17 protein-coding genes and 1 pseudogene are annotated in these 19,821 nt (G+C 41.2%); 15 read left to right on the top strand and 3 right to left on the bottom strand.

Features of this window, described 5'->3' with window-relative positions; translation table 11 throughout:
- Positions 1 to 104: 104 nt before the first annotated feature.
- The 14 genes from LI091_RS02640 to LI091_RS02575 all read left to right on the top strand — a co-directional run bounded on the left by LI091_RS02640 (position 105) and on the right by LI091_RS02575 (position 16,317).
- Complete coding sequence (locus LI091_RS02640; protein ID WP_265190766.1) at positions 105 to 1,517, top strand: amidophosphoribosyltransferase; 1,413 nt, start codon at positions 105 to 107, stop codon at positions 1,515 to 1,517.
- 220 nt (positions 1,518 to 1,737) lie between these two features.
- A complete protein-coding gene (locus LI091_RS02635) occupies positions 1,738 to 2,418 on the top strand; it encodes an HAD family hydrolase (protein WP_265190765.1) in 681 nt (226 codons plus the stop codon).
- Complete coding sequence (gene thiD / locus LI091_RS02630; protein WP_265190764.1) at positions 2,415 to 3,218, top strand: bifunctional hydroxymethylpyrimidine kinase/phosphomethylpyrimidine kinase; 804 nt, start codon at positions 2,415 to 2,417, stop codon at positions 3,216 to 3,218. The genes LI091_RS02635 and thiD overlap by 4 nt, the downstream gene beginning before the upstream one ends.
- A 4-nt stretch (positions 3,219 to 3,222) precedes the next feature.
- A complete protein-coding gene (locus LI091_RS02625; RefSeq protein WP_265190763.1) occupies positions 3,223 to 5,013 on the top strand; it encodes an aminopeptidase P family protein in 1,791 nt (596 codons plus the stop codon).
- A 101-nt stretch (positions 5,014 to 5,114) separates the two neighbouring features.
- Entirely contained in the window at positions 5,115 to 6,113 is a 999-nt protein-coding gene (gene add, locus LI091_RS02620; protein ID WP_173734100.1) for an adenosine deaminase, read from the top strand.
- 128 nt (positions 6,114 to 6,241) lie between these two features.
- Positions 6,242 to 8,128 (top strand): beta-N-acetylhexosaminidase, encoded by a 1,887-nt coding sequence (locus LI091_RS02615; protein ID WP_049946998.1) that lies wholly within the window; start codon positions 6,242 to 6,244, stop codon positions 8,126 to 8,128.
- Between the two features lie 168 nt (positions 8,129 to 8,296).
- On the top strand, positions 8,297 to 8,962 hold the full coding sequence (locus LI091_RS02610; RefSeq protein WP_005423065.1) for a response regulator transcription factor: 666 nt from the start codon (positions 8,297 to 8,299) through the stop codon (positions 8,960 to 8,962).
- The gene (locus LI091_RS02605) at positions 8,959 to 10,380 is read left to right on the top strand and encodes a sensor histidine kinase (protein WP_015524958.1); all 1,422 of its coding nucleotides are present in this window, start codon (positions 8,959 to 8,961) and stop codon (positions 10,378 to 10,380) included. The genes LI091_RS02610 and LI091_RS02605 overlap by 4 nt, the downstream gene beginning before the upstream one ends.
- A 99-nt stretch (positions 10,381 to 10,479) precedes the next feature.
- Complete coding sequence (locus LI091_RS02600; protein ID WP_265190762.1) at positions 10,480 to 11,964, top strand: DUF6034 family protein; 1,485 nt, start codon at positions 10,480 to 10,482, stop codon at positions 11,962 to 11,964.
- 1 nt (position 11,965) lies between these two features.
- A complete protein-coding gene (locus LI091_RS02595) occupies positions 11,966 to 12,856 on the top strand; it encodes a hypothetical protein (RefSeq protein WP_015524961.1) in 891 nt (296 codons plus the stop codon).
- 18 nt (positions 12,857 to 12,874) lie between these two features.
- On the top strand, positions 12,875 to 13,603 hold the full coding sequence (locus tag LI091_RS02590; protein ID WP_244091979.1) for an ABC transporter permease: 729 nt from the start codon (positions 12,875 to 12,877) through the stop codon (positions 13,601 to 13,603).
- A gap of 43 nt (positions 13,604 to 13,646) precedes the next feature.
- Complete coding sequence (locus LI091_RS02585; protein WP_044925097.1) at positions 13,647 to 14,297, top strand: ATP-binding cassette domain-containing protein; 651 nt, start codon at positions 13,647 to 13,649, stop codon at positions 14,295 to 14,297.
- A gap of 2 nt (positions 14,298 to 14,299) precedes the next feature.
- Positions 14,300 to 15,613 carry a hypothetical protein gene (locus LI091_RS02580; RefSeq protein WP_118753120.1) on the top strand — a complete coding sequence of 438 codons (1,314 nt, stop codon included), beginning with the start codon at positions 14,300 to 14,302 and terminating at the stop codon, positions 15,611 to 15,613.
- Positions 15,610 to 16,317 carry a hypothetical protein gene (locus tag LI091_RS02575; protein WP_227574034.1) on the top strand — a complete coding sequence of 236 codons (708 nt, stop codon included), beginning with the start codon at positions 15,610 to 15,612 and terminating at the stop codon, positions 16,315 to 16,317. Before LI091_RS02580 ends, LI091_RS02575 begins: the two co-directional genes overlap by 4 nt.
- A 135-nt stretch (positions 16,318 to 16,452) precedes the next feature.
- Here the strand turns inward: LI091_RS02575 and LI091_RS02570 are convergent, their stop codons facing one another.
- The 3 genes from LI091_RS02570 to LI091_RS02560 all read right to left on the bottom strand — a co-directional run bounded on the left by LI091_RS02570 (position 16,453) and on the right by LI091_RS02560 (position 19,301).
- A complete protein-coding gene (locus LI091_RS02570) occupies positions 16,453 to 17,094 on the bottom strand; it encodes a hypothetical protein (RefSeq protein WP_265190761.1) in 642 nt (213 codons plus the stop codon).
- A gap of 97 nt (positions 17,095 to 17,191) precedes the next feature.
- Positions 17,192 to 18,652, bottom strand: a complete 1,461-nt coding sequence (locus LI091_RS02565) for a sensor histidine kinase (RefSeq protein WP_174096142.1) — start codon at positions 18,650 to 18,652, stop codon at positions 17,192 to 17,194.
- Positions 18,636 to 19,301 carry a response regulator transcription factor gene (locus tag LI091_RS02560; protein ID WP_173738962.1) on the bottom strand — a complete coding sequence of 222 codons (666 nt, stop codon included), beginning with the start codon at positions 19,299 to 19,301 and terminating at the stop codon, positions 18,636 to 18,638. Before LI091_RS02560 ends, LI091_RS02565 begins: the two co-directional genes overlap by 17 nt.
- 173 nt (positions 19,302 to 19,474) lie before the next feature.
- On the opposite strand from LI091_RS02560, the pseudogene LI091_RS02555 reads away from it, so the two are divergent.
- Positions 19,475 to 19,717 (top strand): annotated as a pseudogene (locus tag LI091_RS02555) (hypothetical protein); the annotation flags it as partial.
- Positions 19,718 to 19,821: the final 104 nt, after the last annotated feature.

The raw sequence follows: 19,821 nt of genomic DNA, 5'->3' as shown, positions 1-19,821 counted from the left end.
ATTGGTTTTTATTTTCAATTCTCTTATGCTATACTGATAGCGATTATGGATATAGGAACGATAACAGAAATCGTTAACATCATAGTAGTAGAGAGGAGCGCATTATGAGCGGATTTTTTGGAGTAGCATCGAAGGATGACTGTGTACTGGAGCTTTTTTACGGAGTGGATTACCATTCTCATCTGGGAACACGCCGCGGAGGTATGGCTGTTTACGGAGAACATGGATTTGACCGTGCCATCCACAACATTGAGAACACGCCTTTCCGTACAAAATTTGACGGAGATGTGGGTTCCATGAAGGGAAATATGGGAATCGGATGTATTTCTGATTATGAGCCTCAGCCCCTTCTGTTCAGTTCCAGGATCGGCAGCTTTGCCCTCACTTTTGTGGGAAAGATTAATAATTACGATGAACTTCTGCAGCAGCTGTATGATACGACCAAGGTACATTTTCAGGAGATGACCAATGGAACAGTCAATGTGACCGAACTGATCGCTGCACTGATCTGTGAAAAGGACAACTTTGTGGAAGGTATCCAGTACGTACAGGGACTGATCGACGGCTCCATGACTCTGCTCCTTATGACAAAAGACGGAATTTATGCAGCCCGTGACAAGATGGGCAGAACTCCTGTGGAAATTGGCCGCAAAGAAGGGTCATACTGTATTTCCTTTGAAAGTCATGCCTATATCAACCTTGGATACGAAGATTATAAAGAACTTGGCCCCGGAGAGATCGTATTCGTAACAGCCGACGAAGTCAAAACTCTGGTTGAGCCCGGAAAGAAAATGAAGATCTGTTCCTTCCTCTGGGTTTACTACGGATATCCGACAGCCTCTTATGAAGGTGTAAATGTAGAGGAGATGCGCTACCGCTGTGGAAGCATGCTTGCAAAGAGAGACGGCGATTCCGTGCACCCGGACATTGTAGCCGGTGTTCCGGATTCCGGCATTGCCCATGCCATCGGATACGCCAATGAATCCGGCATTCCTTACGCAAGACCATTCATTAAATATACACCAACCTGGCCCAGATCTTTTATGCCGACCAATCAGAACCAGCGTAACCTTATTGCCAAAATGAAACTGATCCCGGTACGTGCGCTGATCAAGGATAAAAAACTTCTTCTCATAGACGATTCCATCGTACGTGGCACCCAGCTTCGCGAGACAACCGAATTTCTGTACCGCAGCGGAGCCAAAGAGGTTCATGTCCGTCCTGCCTGCCCGCCAATCATGTACGGCTGCAAATATTTAAACTTCTCACGTTCCAAATCTGAGATGGAGCTGATCGCCCGTCAGGTGATCGAGAAGAGAGAAGGCCCCAACTGTCCGCAGGAAGTTCTGGATGAATATGCAGATCCACATACAGAGAAATACGAGCAGATGGTACAGGATATCTGTAAGATGCAGAATTTTACCACCCTTCGCTATCACAGACTGGATGATCTGCTGGAATCCATTGGGATCGATCCTTGTAATGTATGCACATATTGTTTTAATGGTAAAGAATAAAAAACAGAGCTGCTGTTTCAGATGAGCCTCCTTAACTCCCGGTTGCATTTTGGATATCTGAGGCTTATAATAAATGCGGATATATCTTTTGTGATATATCCGCGTTTTTTATATCAGTTTTTTATATCAGTTTTTTATATCAGTTTTTTATGTCATGGGAAATTATTTCGTAATGTTCCAATGACAGAGTATCACAAAAAAAATTTTCAGGAGTATAAACATGATTTTTCCTATAAAAGCCGTGATATTTGATGCAGACGGCATCCTTCTGGATTCGCTCTCTGTTTGGAAGGAGCTTGGAAAACGATATATTACAGATCTGGGATATCAGCCGGTTGCGGAAATGGACGAAATCCTTTTTCCCATGAGTATGGAGCAGGGAGCGGACTGGCTGAAAAACAGGTTTACTCTTGCGTATTCCGAAGAAAAGATCGTGATGGATCTGAAATCCCGGATCCGTAAATACTATTTTGAAGAGGTCCCGGCAAAATCAGGTGCCAGAGAACTTCTTCAATGCCTTGCAGAACAGAAAATCCCGGCTGCGGTGGCAACCTCAAGCCCCAGGGAACATATCTGCCGGGCGCTGGAAAGAAACGGACTTCTTTCCTTTTTTGATAAAATCTATACCACCAGTGAGATCGGAGAAAGCAAACATTCTCCGAGGGTCTATCTTACAGCTGCAGAAGCACTGGGAACGGAGCCATCCCGGACGCTGGTTGTGGAGGATTCACTCTACGCGTTGCAGACTGCCGGAAATGCAGGATTTCTGACTGCCGGTATTTATGACGCATTGGGAGAACCGGATCAGGAACAGCTGAAAAAGGATGCTTATATCTACTGTCGGGATCTGACAGAGTTACAGAACTATATATTCACAGAAAACGGAGGAAACCAAAGATGAAAACAGCATTAACCATCGCAGGCAGCGATTCCAGCGGAGGAGCCGGGATCCAGGCCGATATTAAAACCATGATGGCAAACGGAGTATACGCCATGAGTGCCATCACCGCGCTGACTGCCCAGAACACCACCGGTGTCACAGCCATCCAGAATGCAACCGCAGAGTTCCTGGGTCAGGAGCTGGACTGTATTTTTACGGATATCTTTCCGGATGCAGTAAAGATCGGAATGGTTTCCGAAAGTGATCTGATCCATATAATCGCAGGAAAGCTCCGACAGTATCGGGCAAAAAATATCGTGGTGGACCCGGTTATGGTTGCCACAAGCGGTGCAAGACTGATCAGTGAGGAGGCGGTGGATGTTCTGAAGGAAGAACTGTTTCCTCTTGCAGATCTTCTCACCCCCAATATCCCGGAAACCGAGGTGCTTACCGGACGGAAGATCAAAAGCGCCGATGATATGATCGAAGCTGCAAAACAGGTTTCCGAGCAGTATCACTGTGCAGTTCTCTGCAAGGGCGGACATAAGCTCAATGATGCCAATGATCTTCTCTATGTGAATGGAACATATCAGTGGTTTGATGGAAAAAGGATCGACAATCCCAATACCCATGGAACAGGATGTACTCTTTCCTCGGCCATCACTTCCAACCTTGCAAAGGGATTTTCCATGGTGGAATCTGTAAACCGTGCCAAGGACTATATTTCCGGAGCCCTTGCTGCCATGCTGGATCTGGGAAAAGGAAGCGGCCCTATGGATCATGGCTTTGCGATAAAGAACAATTATACAGAGGAGGCATAAGATTATGACAGTTACAGAACGGATCACAGCTCTTCGAAAACAAATGAAGGAAAAGGGAATCGATGCTTATCTGGTTCCGACCGATGATTTTCATGGTTCTGAGTATGTTGGGGATTATTTTAAATGCAGAAAATACATCACCGGATTTACCGGTTCTGCCGGAACTGCCGTGATCATGCAGGACATGGCCGGACTCTGGACAGACGGAAGATATTTTATCCAGGCTGCACAGCAGTTAGAGGGAACTCCGGTTACTCTGTTTAAGATGGGAGAACCGGACGTACCAACGATCCACAAATTCCTGGAAGAAAATCTGAAAGAGGGAATGTGTCTCGGCTTCGATGGCCGTACCGTAAGCGCAGAAGAAGCAGAGACGCTAGAAAGAATCCTTCAGAAAAAACAGGTACATTTTTCTGTAAATGAGGATCTCATCGGAAATATCTGGGATGATCGTCCGGCACTTTCCTGTGAACCGGTAATGGAATTATCCGAAAAATGGGCCGGAAGATCCAGAGCAGACAAGATCCGTGAGATCCGCAGCAAACTGAAAGAGAAAGGCGCAGACCTCTTTATCCTCACTTCCCTTGATGACATTGCATGGCTTTTAAATATCCGCGGAAATGATATCCACTGCTGCCCGGTAGTTCTTTCCTATCTTGTGCTGGATGACAGTGAGCTCCGTCTTTTTGTCAATGAAAAAGCCTTTTCGGATTCTGTTAAGGAAGCACTTTCCAAAGACGGTATTGCTATTTATCCATATGATGATATTTACACCTATGTACAGACGATTCCCGAAGAGAAAAAGGTATTTCTTTCCAGAAGCAATGTAAACAGCCGGCTGGTCAGCAGTATTCCAAAGCAGGTAACGATCCTGGACGGTGAAAATCTGACCCTTCTCCCAAAAGCCATCAAAAATGAGACCGAAGTCCGGAATGAAAAGACAGCCCATATTAAAGATGGCGTTGCAATGGTGAAGTTTATCCACTGGCTGAAGAAGAATGTGGGAATGAAGGAGATCACCGAGCTTTCCGCTGCTGATAAGCTCTATGAATTCCGTTCCGTACAGGAGAATTTTCAGGGAAACAGCTTTGATCCCATCATTGCCTACGGTGCACATGGAGCCATTGTCCATTACAGTGCAACAGAAGAAACCAATATTCCACTGGAGCCAAAAGGGCTGGTTCTGATGGATACAGGCGGACATTATCTGGAGGGCACTACTGATATCACCCGCACCGTTGTACTTGGCCCGGTTACTGAAAAAGAAAAAAAATATTTCACAGCAGTACTCCGTGGACACCTGAACCTGGCAGCAGCAAAATTCCGTTACGGCTGTACCGGCCTGAATCTGGATGCCCTGGCTAGAGGACCTCTCTGGGCTATGGGAGAGGATTACAACCACGGAACCGGCCATGGCGTAGGATACCTTCTCAATGTACACGAAGGACCGCAGAGCTTCCGCTGGAAAAGCCCTGCCGAGCTTCCGGCTCCTGTTCTGGAAGAAGGGATGATCACCTCCGATGAACCGGGATATTATGCGGAAAATGAATTCGGCATCCGTCACGAAAATCTTGTAGTTTGCAAAAAAGCTGAAAAAACATCCTACGGCCAGTTTATGAAATTTGAGCCACTGACTCTGGTCCCATTTGATCTGGAAGGTATCGATCCGGAACAGATGGAAGCAGGAGAGCGCAAATTGCTCAATCAGTATCATGCCCTTGTATACGAAAAGATTTCTCCGTATCTGAATGAAGAAGAGCAATCCTGGTTAAAAAAAGCCACACAGGAAATATAACCCGGAATTCACATTAATATTTCCTTCCGACAGATACCATAAGAAACGCAAAACCATTTCAGGGATAAGAATAAATCCAACCAGGGAGGTACTTAGCGCCTATGAAAACAGAAAATAGAATTGATCACTACATCGATCTCCACGCACATCTGGACGGCTGCATTACCACAGAGATAGCCAGAAAACTTGCCGCATTGCAGCAGATCACGCTTCCGGCTGCCACAGATGAAGAGCTTCTTTCTCTCCTTTCTGTGCCGGATACCTGCGAAAATCTCAATGATTTTCTGAAATGCTTTGACCTGCCTCTTTCCCTTCTTCAGACAGAAGAGGCATTGGAAGAGGCTGTTTATCTTATCCTTTCTGAAATGAAAGAAGACGGTGTGATCTACGCAGAACTTCGTTTTGCCCCACAGCTCCATACACAGAAGGAAATGACTCAGGAAACAGCGATCCATGCTGCATTACGTGGTCTGAAAAGAGCTCCCATCCCCGGTAATCTGATCTTATGCTGTATGCGCGGTGATCTTAACCAGAAAGAAAATCTGGAAACTCTGGAGCTGGCAAAAAAATATCTTGTTGAAGATGGAGGCGTGGTTGCTATCGATCTTGCAGGAGCCGAGGCACTCTTTCCAACAGAAAATTACGAGGCACTTTTTGCAAAAGCAAGAGAATATCAGGTTCCATTTACCATCCATGCAGGCGAGGCCGGAAATGCAGAGGATGTAAAAACAGCTGTCCATATGGGGGCAGTCAGGATCGGTCATGGTGTGAGGATCGCGGGAAATAAGGAAGTGATACAGCTTGTAAAGGATAAGGGGGTTTTTCTGGAAATGTGCCCTACAAGCAACCGTCAGACAAAAGCTATGGAAGAAATGTCTGCTTATCCTCTGAAAGCATTTCTCGAAATGGGACTTAAGGTAACCTTAAATACCGATGATCCGGCGATTGAAAGAACAACCCTTTCCCGGGAATTCCGATATATGGAATCTCTGTTAGATCTTACCCAGGAGCAGAAAAGGCTGCTGCTTCTGAATTCTGTGGAGGCAGCCTTTACTTCCAGGAACAGAAAATGGAAACTGAAAGAACAGCTTCTTTTCTGAACTGTATGAAAATTATGGTGAGCCGATTATTTACAAACGAATAAAATAGAACATTGACAGGGGGATACTCTGCTAAAAAAGATTGATTTGTTAAGAAGAGTAGAATTCCTAAAGAAAGAGGAATGCTTATGAACATTGTTTTTTCATCTGATAAGAAAGAATATAATACTATTAAAAAAGGTACTGAAATACTGCTGGCTGAAAATGACGGTTTCAACCAAAACATAGAATTGTTTGTTAAATTTCAGGACAGACCAGAAATATTGATAAATAAAAGAGAAAACCAGATTCGTATCATCTGTCGGGAAATATCTCATTATTACCGCGCACTTAATTATGCCATACATCATATGAAAGAGGATGAATTTCAATATCAAGAGCATGTCTGTTTTGAAAGAAACGGTCTTATGCTGGATTGTTCCAGAAATGCTGTATTTACAGTTGAAAAGGTGAAATTCCTGATCAAGACACTGGCAAAACTTGGAATGAATGTACTCATGCTTTATACAGAAGATACCTATGAAGTAGAGGAGCAGCCTTATTTTGGAGCTTATCGTGGAAAATACACCAAGGACGAAATAAAAGAACTGGATGCTTACGCTTCCATGTTTGGGGTAGAGCTTGTTCCGTGTATTCAGACCCTGGCTCATCTGCACAATGCGCTGAAGTGGCCGGGAATGGATAAGATTCGTGATTCTGCGGACATTCTCCAGCCTGAAAAAGAGGAAACTTATCAGTTTATTGAAAAGCTGCTCAGCTCAGTAAAGGAGAATTTTTCTACCAACAGGGTACATCTTGGAATGGATGAGGCTGTCATGCTGGGACTTGGAAATTATCTAAAAGAAAATGGATATAAAAAAGGGTCACTGATAATCAGGGAACATTGTAACAGGGTCGTAGATATTTGCAGAAAATTAGAATTAAAGCCTATGATATGGAGTGACATGTACATTACAGCAAATTCTACAGGCGGATACTATGATCTGCCCGAAAACACGGACTGCTCCAAATGGGAAAAACCGAAAAAAGATCTAGGATTAGTATATTGGGACTATTATCATGCTGATACCAGAACCTATGAAAAAATGCTGGATATCCATGCGCAGTTTTCGGATAACGTTATTTTTGCAGGAGGATCTTGGATTTGGAACGGAATTTCCCCCAATTATTCTAAGACCTATGCGTGTACCAAAGCAGCTCTTTCTACTTGTAAAAAATACAATATAAAAGAGGTGCTCTGTACAGCATGGATGGATAATGGTGCAGAAACCCCGGTGGATGCTTTGCTTCCGGGACTTGTACTTTTTGCACACCTTGATTTTCACAGAGACTATGACGAAACAATCCTTAAGCAGGAGTTCAGGGACTGCACAGGCGGAGAATTTGATGATTTTATGGCACTTGACAATTTTGATTCCTTATTCTTAAATACGAAAGAGAATAAAGAGGCTCAAAATCCTTCAAAATATCTGTTATACCAGGATCCAATGTTAGGCATTTTTGATTATCATGTGAAAGAATCAGGTGTCAATACAAAATCTTACTACCAAAACATACAGAAATGTATGAAGGAATGTGCAAAAAAAACAGGAAAATATCAGCTTTTATTCTCATTTTATGAAAAACTGGCGGCGGTATTAGCTGATAAAGCCGATTTGGGCATGTGTATAAAATCAGCATATGACAGATCGGATAGAGCAGCGTTGAAAAATATCAGTCAGAATGTTATTCCTGGAATCATCTGCAATCTGACAGAGATGAAATCATCAAGAGAAAAAATCTGGATGAACGATGCAAAGCCATTTGGTTATGAGATTTTGGATATAAAAATTGGTGGCGTAATTACAAGACTTAAAAGTACAGGATACCGGATTGACAATTATCTGAATGGAAATGTGCTTCGTCTGGAAGAGCTGGAAGAGGAAAGACTTCCCTATTTTACCAAAGGAATGGACAAGCGGGAGAACTTATGGAATCGCATCATCAGTGGATGTGACTTAAATGACACAATCTGATAAAGGTAAATGAAAGGAATCCGGCTACGTATGGAAACCAAAACTATTCTCACAGAATGGTTTTGGTTTCCTTTTTTGCTGTTACAAATCAGTTACAACTGCAATATAGAATTTAATGTATAATTAACCTGTGAAAAGATAGTTATAAAAACATGTGAGGTGATAATTTTGAAGGCAAGAATTCTTGTGATAGAAGACGAAATGTCAATCAATGACCTGCTATGTATGAATCTGGAGATTGCAGGGTATGAAACAGTAGGATATCTGGATGGAAATGAGGCATATGAAGCAATTATTCAAGATCATGCGTTTCAGTGTGCACTTGTAGATATCATGCTTCCCGGAAGAGACGGCTATAGCCTGTTACCGAAACTGAAGCAGTATGAAATCCCCGTAATATTTCTTACCGCAAAGGGAGATATCGCGAGCAAGATAAAGGGATTAAAAGACGGTGCAGAAGATTATATTGTAAAACCATTTGAAATGCTGGAAGTGATGGTCCGTCTTGAAAAAGTACTGGAACGTAATGGCACTGTACAAGAACAGATTCAAATTGGTGATGTCATCATTGATACTGCTAGTCGTACTGTTACAAAAATGGGCATGGAAATCTATTTAAAGCCAATGGAATATAACTGCCTCATGGTGTTCGCCAAAAATCCGAATAAAGCACTGACCAGGAATCAGATTCTGCAGGAACTGTGGAATGAAGAGTTCTGCGGAGAAACAAGAACTGTGGATGCACATGTGGGTCGTATCAGGAAAAAGCTTGGCTGGCAGGATAAGATTAAAACAATTCCCAGAATCGGTTACAGACTTGAGGTGGATTTATGAAACTCTTAATAAAGATCTTTTCTCAGACTACATGTATCATTTTGTTGGTATCGTCAGGGATCTTTCTCTATACCACTTATTGTTGGAAAAATCAGAGTATACAGAATATCAACAGTTATGAAAGCAGTATATTCAGAACAAATATCTTACAGTTTGAAAATAAAACAAGCCTTTCTGACAATCAGAAACAGAATGCCGACAACGAAATGCGCCCCCAAATAGTTACTTATGCTTTTCGGCAGGTTTTTCATGACAGCGCGGTTTTATATCTTGATGGAAAAATGATCTATAATGGAACTGTTTATGAATTCGATGTAAAAAAGTTAAGAGAATTATGTGAAAGTAAGGCAAACATGGTGGATCATGGCAGCAACAGTGACGGTCATGGCCCTATGATCAGTCAGATAAATGGAAGGACACTTTTGTTATTTTACTATGGCAATGTAAATATGGGATATCAGATTATTACTTATAAAGATATAACAGATGTAATAGAAAAAAGTCATCTGCTGTTTTTTCAGACGGGTGGATTTACTTTATCTTTGATCGTGGTGATGGGAATTATCCTTTATTTGAGCCTTCGAAAAATCACAGCACCGCTTACAAGCCTAAGAGAAGCTACGCTTCTTGTTTCTGAAGGTATTTATGATTTTAAAGTACCGTCAGAGGGAAATACAGAACTTGCACAGGTAGGTGCAACCTTTAATTTTATGACAGGTAAAATAAAAGAACAAATTGAAAGTCTTTCTAACATAAACCGGACACAAAAACAGCTTATTGGAAGTCTGGCTCATGAGCTGAAGACCCCAATGACTGCAATCATAGGCTATGCAGATACATTGCTTACTGTGCGCCTAACCCCGGAAAGGCAGGAGAAGGCTCTGATTTATATTGAAAATGAATGTCGCAGGCTTTCAAGACTTTCTATGAAAATGCTGGAATTAACCGGACTCTACGAAGCTTCGGAAGACTCATTCAATCCAGCTGAAATACAGGTGGATAACTTTCTGAAAGAAGTAAAAGAACTCATTGATTGCAGGCTTCAAGAAAAAAACATCTCTCTTGATGTATTTTGTGAACCAAAAGAATTGGTAAAGAAGTTTGATCAGGACTTAATGATAAGTGTAGTGACAAATCTAATTGATAATGCAGTCAAAGCTTCCAGGAAAGAATCTAAAATTGTGCTTGAGGCAACCCCAGACCATCTGATGGTTCAGGATTTTGGAAAGGGAATACCGAAAGAGGATCTGGAAATGGTGACGGAACCATTTTATATGGTAGATAAATCTCGTTCCAGGGCAAAAGGAAGTGTAGGACTTGGTCTTTCTTTATGTCAGAAAATTATAGAACTGCACGATTTCCAACTGAAGATTGAAAGCAATCCGGGAAAAGGAACTACCGTCTCTGTTTTCTGGTAATCACACTAACGTTTACATATCAGTTACAAATCGCGAAAGATTTGGTGTAATGCTCGATGATATACTTATAACAACCTTAGAAAGGAGATATTACCAGAAATGAGAAAAAACATAAGAAAGTTTGCAGGAATAGTGCTTTGTATTGGAATGTTTACAGGATGCGCACAGACCCCGGATTCTTCTTTGGTAAAGCCGAAGGGGAGCAAGGCTGTAGATGCTTATACGGAAGCGGATGATGTTAGCGGTTCTAAAGGAGAAGCATCTGAAAGTAAGAACGATGACGGTTCAGAGTCAAAGACAACCATCAGGAATCTCATTGATGCTCCTCAAAATTATAAAAGCCATGTGGAAGATGACAGTGCCAAGCTCGTGGTAAATACAGATGCAAGCGTAGAAATTCCGGAAGTGGAAAAGATATCTGCTATTTCTGTCACCGCGGCAGAAGTTACCCAGGAGCTTCTCGACCGTATTACAAACGCATTCTTCTCAGAGGCAAAACTTTATACCATGGATAGTTATTACGTGAAGACAAAGGATGAAATTAAAAAAACTCTGGATGAACTAAAAGAAGACGTTGCAAACGGAAACCTGGATCCGTATAACTATGGAACAAATGATGATGGGAATTATGTCTATGATATCTATGAAGATATTGAGACATGGGAACAGGAATACGAAACTGCTCCGGAAAAGAAAACCCTGACAGAGGCAAAACCTGTTGCCGGAAATTTTTTCGATTGTATTGCACAAATGCCAGACGATTCACAATTCTATTATAAAATATCTTCCGATGGCTCCGATACCTTGTCAGTCAAGATCAAGAAAGCAGCAAACAAGGGCGGGGAAAAAATACCGGAGGATGCAATGTGGTGTGATTACGGATATTCTGAAGAGGAAGAAAAACCCACAGAAGAATCTATCGGGCTGTCCCTGGATGAAGCAAAAAAACTTGCAAAGGAAAAAGTTGAAAAAATGGGCATCACAGATTTACAGTTTTCTAACTGGAATTACGCGGTGTGCAAAAGTTTTGAAGGCGATAATAGTTCAGGTAATTTTGGAAATGGATATAGAATTGACTATGCACGTACCATAAATGGTGTGCCGGTAACTCAGACAATTGCAGACGGTGGGGCATTGGAAGATATGGATAGTACAATGGAAACATGGTCTTATGAAAGTCTCTGTTTCTATGTCGATAAAGATGGCATAGAAAGCATGACTTATTCAAATCCCTACACAATTGGTAACATAAAGACAGAGAATTTAAATCTTCTTTCATTCAGCGAGATTATGAAAATTTATGAAAAAATGATGGTGGTAACAAACGCTGATAATATGCAATATGAAAATTCCAGGATCTATAATATTGATCGGATCGTTCTTGGTTATGCCAGAATATATGAGCCGTCTACTGACGCACACACAGGTATTTTGATCCCCGTCTGGGATTTTTTCGGCAGCATGACTTCAGAAAGTGAATATAACGGAGAAACAGAATCAAATACCAGTAAAGATCCGAATGAAAGTTTCCTTACCATTAATGCCGTGGATGGCAGTATCATAGACCGGAATCTGGGTTACTGACATGAGACAGGTATTTGGAATTGTAAGGTACAATTTCTTCGGATTTTTACGCAATCCCAAAGTTATTTTTGTATTTCTGTTAGAATTTGTACTTAGTTTCCTGCTTACAGGCAGAATCATGGTTGTAATGGAGACCTACGATACACCGGTACAGGCCATTGAACCATTTATCTGGACATTTGGGGATGGGATAGCAGTACTGTCCAGTTCGCTGCTCTTGCTTCTTATGTTTTCTGACCTGCCGAAGATGACACCTATTACTCCATACCAGCTGACCCGGACAACCAAGAGGAAATGGCTTTTAGGTCAATTCATTTATGTTATTCTTGTAACTGTTTTATATACGGTTTTGATGCTGCTGTTTACGGCCGTGCTGTGTATGAAAAAGAGTTATCCAGGTAACCTGTGGAGCGAAACTGCGGCCATGCTTGGTTATTCAGAATTAGGAAAAAACCTGCAGGTCCCTTCTACAGTAAGGGTCATGGAAAGTATCTCACCCTATGGCTGTATGCTGCAGGTTTTCTTCCTTCTGTTTTGTTATTCGTTGACCTTAAGCTTTGTAATCCTTGTAGGAAATCTCTATAAAGGGAAGACTAAGGGGATGATTTTTGGCCTTCTTTACAGTGTCTTTGGTTTTTTATTGGACCCGAAAGTACTGGCTACAATTTTACATAAAGAAAAATACGAAATGTATCAGGTAAATGTATTAATCTGCTGGATCAGTCCTCTGAACCAGGCAGTATACGGAAAACATAACTTAGGTTATGACCCATTGCTTCCGAAAATCACGCATTCCTACATGTTTTTTCTGGGTATTTTAGTTCTTCTTGCAGTTTTTGCAATTAACCGGATGAAAAAATATACCTTTGAATTTCTTGGAGAAAAGACATGATCGGAAGGGGGAAAACCTATGTGGGGTGAAACAAAACGTATGTTTTTTAATAAGAATTTTCTGGCAGCATGGCTGATAGCCTGCATTTCCATAGCCATTGGACAGACTTATCCCAGCTTAAAAAAAGCACTGACATGTAGTACTTTTATCAGTATACTGGAAGGTTCCTTAAAAAGTCAGGCAGTATCTTTTGCCATTCCGGTAGCAGCCGTATTGCCATGGAGTGATTCCATTCTGCAAGAATATAAAAGTGGATTTTTAAAGGAGATACTTCCCAGAACGACTCGCAGACAGTATATCGAAGGTAAAGTTTTTTCCATTATGGTATCTGGTTTTATGGTCTGGACGTTATCTATACTAATGGTACTTTTTATCAATTTTATTGTGTTCTATCCGCTGGAGATAAAGGGTGCTATTCAGAAAGAAGCACTTCTGGACTTACTCATGAAGGCATTTCGGACAGGACTTATCGGAAGTATCATAAGTACTTTCGGTGGAAGCTGCGGGATTTTATGGGATTCTGCTTACATGGCATATGGAATCCCTTTTGTAAGCTTTTATTTCGGAATTATCCTTCATGACCGCTATTTTAAGAATCAGATATGGTTTTATCCAGTAGAATGGATACTGGCTGATGAAAATTGGGGACCGGACAAAATAGGAGTTTGGCTATTTCTACTGTTGTTTTTATTAGTAATGCTGGGAATTCTGGGAGGTGTTTTATATGGAAGATTGGAAGAAATCTGAAGGGATATTTAGTCTGGTCTGTGATCTGGAAAGAGCAAGTGGAATGATGCAGAACACCTGCGTAAAAATAGAACACGTGACCAAACGTTTCGGTGAAGACATCGTGTTACAGGAAGTAAATCTTTCCTTGAAAACAGGGAACGTCTATGGGATTGTTGGAAATAATGGTTCAGGAAAGACCGTCCTTATGAAATGCATCTGTGGGTTTCTTCCTGTAACTACGGGCACTATTTTTGTATTCGGGAAAAAAATAGGCCATGATGTGGATTTTCCTGAGAGTCTTGGAGTTATTATCGAGACTCCCGGCTTTCTTACACAATATACGGGCTTTAAAAATCTGGAGATCCTGGCAGACATGAATGGCCGGATTTCGAAGGCCGATATCCGCATAGTCTTAAAAAGGGTAGGATTGGATCCGGACATGAAGAAACCAGTCGGAAAATATTCCCTTGGAATGCGTCAACGCCTTGGTATAGCACAGGCCATTATGGAAGATCCTCTTTTTTTGATCCTGGATGAGCCGTTTAATGGACTGGATAAACATGGCGTGGAAGAAATAAGAGAACTGCTGCTGGATTTAAAAGCAGCAGGAAAAACCATTTTGCTGGCAAGCCATAATGAAGAGGACATCAGAATCTTATGTGACCACGTATATGAAATGGATGGAGGAATCTTAAGAGAAAGGACTGCCTGATAATGAGAAATTTATTTGTAAAAACGGCATTAGTATTGTGTACGACAATAATATTTCTTCCAGCTACCGTTTTTGCCACAGAGCCTCAAAACACGGAGATTACATCTGCTGAAGAAGGATTTACGGACTCGGATCCGTCCGTATCTTATGAGAATGACAACTCGTTAACCCTTGATGAAAAAGAGGATGAATCTACGAGTACCGAACCTCCGAGTACCGAACCTCCGGCAGAGGATGAAAAGACTCCTGATAAAGCTGATAACGATAAAGAAAATCCGGATCCGGATATTTTTACATCAGGAGATGACTTTGGTGATGGTTCTAAATCGAATCCTTTTCATGTTGTAATAGACAGTGATAATCAGGAGGACGGTGACGCCCCACAGATAACAGATCCGGTTATAGACAACGGAGGGTATTCGGGCGGTGGGGGAGGAGGTAATTCAACATCAGACTCATCAAGTGAAAAAATATTACATAAACCGCAGGTATTATTAGAAGACAGCAATCTTTCAGGTGGACGATTGGAGGCTGGTTCTACAACAGAAATGTCGCTGACATTTCGAAATAAAAGCTGCAGTCAAAATGTATTTGGTTTAAAAATTTCCCTTTCTACAGAGAACAAAGGAATCGAATTTGAGAAAAACTCTTTTTATGTACAAGTCCTGGCTCCTGGTGAAGCAATTACTTTGGAACAGATGATTACTATAACAGAAAACTGTGATCCTGGCCAGGCTGTCATTACTTTTTCTCTGGATTATGAAGATTCGAAAGCAACGGCAACTACCGGTACAGAATTACTGTCTTTTCAGATCATCCAACCGGTTCGTGTTAAATTGGAAGCTTCAGATATTCCATCTGTTTTATACGCTATGGATACAGTAGAAATCCCGGTAAAAGCAATGAATCTAGGAAGAGACAAAATATATAATGCAAGTGTCAGCTTAAAAGCTGATGAATTAAGCTCAAACGATACTGCATTCTTAGGGACCATAGAGGCCGGAGATTTATCCCAGGGAAGTCTTCGCATATATGTAAAAGGAAAAACAGGAAAATGTGCAGGTCAATTAATCCTTACGTATGAGGATGCCGATGGCAAATCGTATGAGGAAGAAATAAAATTTGATTCTGAAATCAAAGAAACCCAGATAAAGTCTTTAAAGGTTGAAGATGACCAGGAGAAAACCAATAACTGGTGGTATTCCATAGCTGCAGTTGTTGCAGTACTGCTTATTTCCATAATCCTGATTCTGGTCAGAAAGCTTCATAAGAAAAATATCCTTCTTGAAGAAGCGAGAAAGGCGGCTTCTCATTGAAAAGAAAAAAAATAGACAGCTTTACCTTATTTGTCATACTTCTGCTGACATTGACACTTACATTATCAGGAATTCTGCTGGCAGGCATGAAAGAAGAAAAACGGCAATTTACTGTGCTGCTCCCACTTGGAGATCTGGCTTATGATGAAGATTTTTTGCAGAAAGCGAAGAAGATAAAAGGTATAAAAGAAATCTGGCCAGTCATAGAAGTCCCGGTTGTCATCAAAATTGAAGATTATACGGAAACAACGACTTTTTCAGGAATTGATATGAATGCGTTTGGAAAAAATCCAACTCAGAATGAACTGGGGAAGATGCCGTTGTTATTGCTGGGAAATGGTTCCCTACGGGATATGAAAGACTATAATAATCATGCCATTTCAAAAAAACAACAGGAAAAATTTTTAGAAATGGGTGAAAACCTGAATATTTTTTATTCCCTGGATGAAAAAGAGAAGGAAACTTCCAAAGCCATAGATGATCTTACCACTTTATCCGGCAATTCCGCAAGAGGACCGCAAACCTCATATATGCCCTGTAAAGCCGCTGTAGTAACAGAAGGCAACGAAATCTACATACCCATTTCCCAGGCACAGGATCTCTGCAGAGAAATAGGAGAGCCTTCTGAGATCAGTAAAGTATATCTAAAAATAAATGGAAAAAATAACCTGGAGAACGCAAAGAAAATACTTTCAGGAATTTAACATAATATATAGCAATTCGGCGATTGCCTTCGAAATGGTCTCGCGGCGGGCCGCTGCTTTAAATGGGCGTATCAATTTGTCTGCTGTACGACGGTTTTTTTTCTTTTGCCATCGACCGGCAGAATGGCTTAGTTATTATTTCTGAACGGAGTCCGCTTCTTCTTGTGTGAGTTGACCATTTTTAACTGCATCAGAAATAGCTTTGTCTAATTCCTCAACTGTGGAATAATCCCCGATGTGTACTGCTTTTCCGTTATCTTTTGTTATATCAACACTATAAGAGGAAACTACATCTTCAGTAGGTGGAATCATGGAGTAGGTATCGCCGTCACCGTTGTCTTTGGAATACAATACTCCTTTTTTGATACTTTCCAGAGTTCCTTTATAGCTGTCCATCATAGCAGCTACGCTTTCCTGTGTAAATTCATGGAATACGCCTTCCCCATCATACCAACCATCTCCGGTTCCAATCAAAGATTCCATTTCTTTTTTCTGTTCGTTCATCCACGCCTCATATTCATCAGCTGTCCACCACTGCACATCTGGTGCTGCATTGTTCTTCTCATAATCTGCCTCGGTAACCCAATTTTTACCGTCAACGCTGATTTGTCCACCGTCTGTATCCTGATAGAGAATATCTGCGCTGGATGTGTTTCCCGTTTCGGATGTTGAAACCTTTGGTGTGTCCGAAGCCAATGCGCTTGCATAAGTAACCCCTGCAATGCTTAAACAGATTGCTCCGCACAAGCCTATTGCCAAAATTTTTTTGTTCTTCATAGATAAGACCTCGCTTTATAAGAATTATAGCTGCCCTCTTGAGGACAGCTATAATATAACAAAGCAACTTGGATATAGTTTGCATGGATTATGGATTTTAGATGGAGTTGTCTACTGGCTGTTTACAAGGCAATTCAAACCAAAACAGTACACCATTGTTTGTATTTGAAATGCCGTAATTTGCTCGATGCATTTCCATGATTTTGCCAACAATATAAAGCCCTAATCCGCTTCCACCGGTATTACGGTTACGAGATGTATCTGCTCGGTAGAAGGCTTCAAACAAATGTGGAATAGAATCGTCAGGCACACGGACACCTGTGTTTTCAATTTCACCACGAATTATACCATGCGTTTCGGACAAAGATATACGAATCAGTTCACCACTTGGAGAATAGTGAGTTGCGTTTACCAATATATTTTGAATCGCCCGTTCCATCTGTGCTTGTTCCACTTCACAATAAAGACGGGTAGGAATATTTGCTTCAAGGCACTGTTCCTTTTCTTCCAATAAATCTGTTACAGTGGCAATCTGTACCCGAAATATTTCCGCAAAATTAATGGTTTTATATTCGGATTTTTGAGTTCCCTCTGCTTTAGAAACATACAGCAGCTCTTTTACCAACTTTTCCATCCTATCAACAACGGCCAGGGAACGCTCCATGTACTTTATATGGTTTTCATAACCGCAGACTCCGTTCAGCATTCCCGCCAAATGTCCTTTCAAGATGGTTAGTGGTGTTTTCAGTTCATGGGATGCTGCCGAGAAAAAGTCTACCCGCTGTCTTTCTAACTCCTGTTCCTTTTCAATATCTGTTTTGAGCTGTTGGTTGGCAGTTTGAAGATCGTTCAATGCAGTGGATAGCGAAGCAGATAATGAATTTAGATTTTGCGCCAAACACCCTAATTCATCTTCTCGTTCTGTACCACATTGACCGGAAAAATCCAATTCTGTCATTTGCTTTGAAATCTTGCTCAGTTGCACAATAGGTCTAGTGATATACCGTGTATAGAGCCATGCACAAAGGAGCGAAAGCAGAAAGACCATTAGGATAACATACGGAAGAATAGACAGCAATACCTTTGTTGCCTGCTGTACAACGAACAAATCTGTTTGAACTGCCAACGCATAAGCAGTGCCGTTTTTTAACGTGAACGGGTAAAAATTTGTCGTGGTTTCCCCAGACGGTTGCATATCTATGAACGATTCATCTTCATCGAATGTAACTGTGCAATCTGCCGAAGTAGTAGAGGTTTCCGTTGATGCCTCGTCGGGATATATCATACGACCGTTACTATCCTCAATCCAAAAAGCGGCATTTGTTTCCTTTGAAAAATTAGATATATCATTTTCGCAATCAGATATATTGTCAAAAGCTGTCATTTGCTCAACAAGGTGCATAGCGGCTTTCGCTGTGGACACATTTATCAAATTGGAGTATGTCGCAGGTAACAGCTTTGAAATGAAAAAATATGTTCCGCTACAAGCTGTACCCAGTAGAAAAAATGTAATTATAAAAATCTTAACGGATAAACGTTGCTTAATGTACTTTGTCAACTCTGTATCCCACTCCTCTGATTGTTTTTATATAGTCAGCATTTAATTTTTTGCGAATGTTCTTTATGTGACTGTCAATGATCCGATCTTCGACCTCCAAATCGTCCTCCCACAATCGGTCAAGTAGCATTTGCCGAGTAAAGACCTTTCCCTGATTTTCAAGCATAAGCCTAAGAAGCGCAAACTCTTTGCTGGTTAAAACAACCTCGTTTCCGCCTTGATATACATGGAATCCGTCAACGTCCATACTTAGCTCTTTATAAGTAAGCAGGGATTGATTTTGAGTTTCCACAGTCCTACGGCGAAGAATAGCCGCAATCTTGCACAGCAGGATTTTGGGCGAAAAGGGCTTTGGAATGTAATCGTCAATCTGCTGTTCAAAACCCCGCAACTGGTTTTCTTCATCCGAAAGCGCAGTAAGCATAATAATAGGGACTTGTGACCGCTTACGAATGACCTCACATACACCATAACCGTCGATTTTAGGGAGCATGATGTCTAACAGCACAAGGTCGATGGTATCCCCAAACATTGCAATGCCCGCCACACCGTCAGAAGCAACAGCGACTTCATATCCCGCATCAATCAGATGGTTCTTTAATATATCCTGAATGTCAATATCGTCCTCAACAATTAAAATCTTCTGCATTGTTCCACCTCCAACTTTTCAAATATAGCAGAGAAATATGTATCTATTATGGAGTCTCAAATTTTATCCGCATTTATTTTACCCCCATCCTTTCAATCTATCAATGTTGTCATCGAGTATGTAGATAAAATACTACTAAAACATAAAACTGCGTATCGTCCTCATAATCAAACCTGAATACCTTTTACCAAATCGTCACCTTGCTGGACATTTCCGTAGACCAATTCTTTTATCCTGACAGGCAGAACAGCGAAAGTAACTGCTGCCAGCACATTGATGTCCTTTTAAACTCTAATGAAAAAGAATTTGTCGTGATAGAAGCCACAGCCGAGGGCATTAAGAAAGCCAGAGAAACGGAGGTTCCAGGAAAATCTACATACCCATTTTCCAGGCACAGGATCTCTGCAGAGAAATAGGAGAGCCTTCTGAAATCAGTAAAGTATATCTAAAAATAAATGGAAAAAATAACCTGGAGAACGCAAAGAAAATACTTTCAGGAATTTAACATAATATATAGCAA

Origin of the sequence: Blautia sp. MSK20_18 (genome assembly GCF_020553125.1) — a bacterium.
Taxonomy (GTDB): Bacteria; Bacillota; Clostridia; order Lachnospirales; family Lachnospiraceae; genus Blautia_A; species Blautia_A fusiformis.
This window is presented reverse-complemented; position numbering and strand designations above follow the sequence as displayed.

Excerpts from the sequence above, each read along its gene's own strand:
- LI091_RS02605 (WP_015524958.1), top strand. The coding sequence starts at position 8,959 with ATGAAACTCTTAATAAAGATCTTTTCTCAGACTACATGTATCATTTTG.
- LI091_RS02580 (WP_118753120.1), top strand. The coding sequence starts at position 14,300 with ATGAGAAATTTATTTGTAAAAACGGCATTAGTATTGTGTACGACAATA.
- LI091_RS02600 (WP_265190762.1), top strand. The coding sequence starts at position 10,480 with ATGAGAAAAAACATAAGAAAGTTTGCAGGAATAGTGCTTTGTATTGGA.
- LI091_RS02635 (WP_265190765.1), top strand. The coding sequence starts at position 1,738 with ATGATTTTTCCTATAAAAGCCGTGATATTTGATGCAGACGGCATCCTT.
- add (WP_173734100.1), top strand. The coding sequence starts at position 5,115 with ATGAAAACAGAAAATAGAATTGATCACTACATCGATCTCCACGCACAT.
- LI091_RS02590 (WP_244091979.1), top strand. The coding sequence starts at position 12,875 with ATGTGGGGTGAAACAAAACGTATGTTTTTTAATAAGAATTTTCTGGCA.
- LI091_RS02640 (WP_265190766.1), top strand. The coding sequence starts at position 105 with ATGAGCGGATTTTTTGGAGTAGCATCGAAGGATGACTGTGTACTGGAG.
- LI091_RS02570 (WP_265190761.1), bottom strand. The coding sequence starts at position 17,094 with ATGAAGAACAAAAAAATTTTGGCAATAGGCTTGTGCGGAGCAATCTGT.
- LI091_RS02625 (WP_265190763.1), top strand. The coding sequence starts at position 3,223 with ATGACAGTTACAGAACGGATCACAGCTCTTCGAAAACAAATGAAGGAA.
- thiD (WP_265190764.1), top strand. The coding sequence starts at position 2,415 with ATGAAAACAGCATTAACCATCGCAGGCAGCGATTCCAGCGGAGGAGCC.
- LI091_RS02595 (WP_015524961.1), top strand. The coding sequence starts at position 11,966 with ATGAGACAGGTATTTGGAATTGTAAGGTACAATTTCTTCGGATTTTTA.
- LI091_RS02615 (WP_049946998.1), top strand. The coding sequence starts at position 6,242 with ATGAACATTGTTTTTTCATCTGATAAGAAAGAATATAATACTATTAAA.
- LI091_RS02585 (WP_044925097.1), top strand. The coding sequence starts at position 13,647 with ATGATGCAGAACACCTGCGTAAAAATAGAACACGTGACCAAACGTTTC.
- LI091_RS02560 (WP_173738962.1), bottom strand. The coding sequence starts at position 19,301 with ATGCAGAAGATTTTAATTGTTGAGGACGATATTGACATTCAGGATATA.